The organism is Gemmatimonadaceae bacterium, assembly GCA_036003045.1.
GTDB lineage: Bacteria > Gemmatimonadota > Gemmatimonadetes > Gemmatimonadales > Gemmatimonadaceae > JAQBQB01.
This window is the reverse complement of sequence record DASYSS010000084.1, coordinates 1-1,738: the sequence shown is the minus strand read 5'-3', so window position 1 is coordinate 1,738 and position 1,738 is coordinate 1. Positions and strand designations below refer to the sequence as shown.

General features: G+C 66.0%; 1 protein-coding gene. It reads left to right on the top strand.

What is annotated here, in order from left to right; genetic code table 11:
- Positions 1-64: 64 nt before the first annotated feature.
- Positions 65-1,738 (top strand): alpha/beta fold hydrolase (locus tag VGQ44_18475; GenBank protein HEV8448826.1); only part of this gene is annotated, 1,674 nt, incomplete at its 3' end.

Sequence of the window (1,738 nt, the reverse complement as noted above, 5' to 3'; positions counted from 1 at the left end):
AGTTGAAAGTTAAGCACCGCTTAACTTTCAACTTTCGACCTGACCCCCTCGATAATCGCGCGCAATGTTTCTCGCCGCGGCGGTCCTCGCTTCCACGCTCTCGATTGAAGACTACGCGACGATGCCCACCGTCGCGTCGCCGCAGGTGGCGCCGGACGGCAAACGGATCGCTTACGTCCTCACGCACGCCGATCTCGCGCGCGGCACGTACGACCCCGAGGTTTGGGCGATCGACAGCGACGGCGCGCATGACGCGAAGCTGATGAGCGGTATGCATCCGCGCTGGTCGCCCGACGGCAAGGTCGCGTGCCTCTACGAGAACGCGATCTGGAGCGATGGGAAGAAGCTGACCGGCGAGCCGGAGCCGATCCGCGACTTCGAGTATTCGCCCGACGGCCGCTCGATGGCGTTCATCGAGAGCGATCCGGTCCCGAAGAACGAGCGCGAATACTTCCACGTCGTTGGCGCCGGCATCCGGCAGCAGCATCTCTACGTCCTCGACCTCGGCAGCCACGAAGTCCGCCGCCTGACGCACGGTGACTTCTCGATCAACAGCATGTCGTGGACGCCCGACAGCCGGACGCTCGTCGTCGAGCGCCTTCCGCGCGTCGACCTCGACTCGCTCTACCACACCGATCTCTACACCATCGACGTCAGCACTTCGGCGATGACGCCGCTCGTCGTCCGCCCCGGCGCCGACCGCGCGCCGAAAGTCTCGCCGGACGGCCGCCACGTCGCGTTCCTCAGCATGGGCGGCGTTCTCGACTGGCTGCGCGAGCAGCGGCTGTGGGTCGTCGACCTGCAGACGCACGCGATGCATGTCGCGTCGCGCGGCTACGACGGCTCGCCCGATTCGATCCACTGGCTCGATGCGAACACGATCGCTTTCGATGGCGCTGTCGGGACGACGACCCAAATTTTCTATGCCGGCACGATTGCCGGCGCCACACAGAAGACGCACTTCGAGGGATCCGCCGCCGACCTCAACGTCGGCGACGGACACATCGCCTACATCCGCCAATCGCTCACCGCGCCGCCCGAGGTCTTTCTCGACGGGAAGCAGCTCACGCATCACAACGACGCATTCCGCGAGAAGCGCCGGCCCGAGACGCGCGTCATCCACTGGAAGAACCCGAAAGACGGCTGGATCATCGAAGGGCTGCTCACGCTGCCGTTGGACTACAAACCCGGCCAGCGCGTGCCGCTCCTCACGTTCGTCCACGGCGGTCCTGCATCGCGCCACGAGCAGACATTTCTCGGCTACCTCGCGTCGCTCTACGTGCCCGACGTTCTCGCGGAGCACGGCTTCGCCGTCCTTCGCCCGAATCCGCGCGGCACCGGCGGTTACGGCGAGAAGTTTCGCCGCGGCAATCGCAACGGATGGGTCGACGGCGCCTGGGCCGACATCAACGCCGGCATCGACAAGCTCATCGCCGACGGCATCGCCGATCCCCACCGCCTCGGGCTCATGGGCTGGAGCTACGGTGGCTTCATCGCGTCGTGGGCCACCGGTCACAGCGACCGCCTGAAAGCGATCAGCATCGGGGCGCCGGTCACCGACCTTCTCAGCTACCACGGCACCGCCGATATCCGCGATTTCATCCCGAGCTACTTCCCCGGCATGAACCTCGAGACGCTGCGCGCGCAGTCGCCGATGTGGCACCTGAAAAAGACGAAAGCGCACGTCCTCATCGAGCACGGCGAGGCCGACGAGCGCGTGCCGACCGGCCAGGGCACC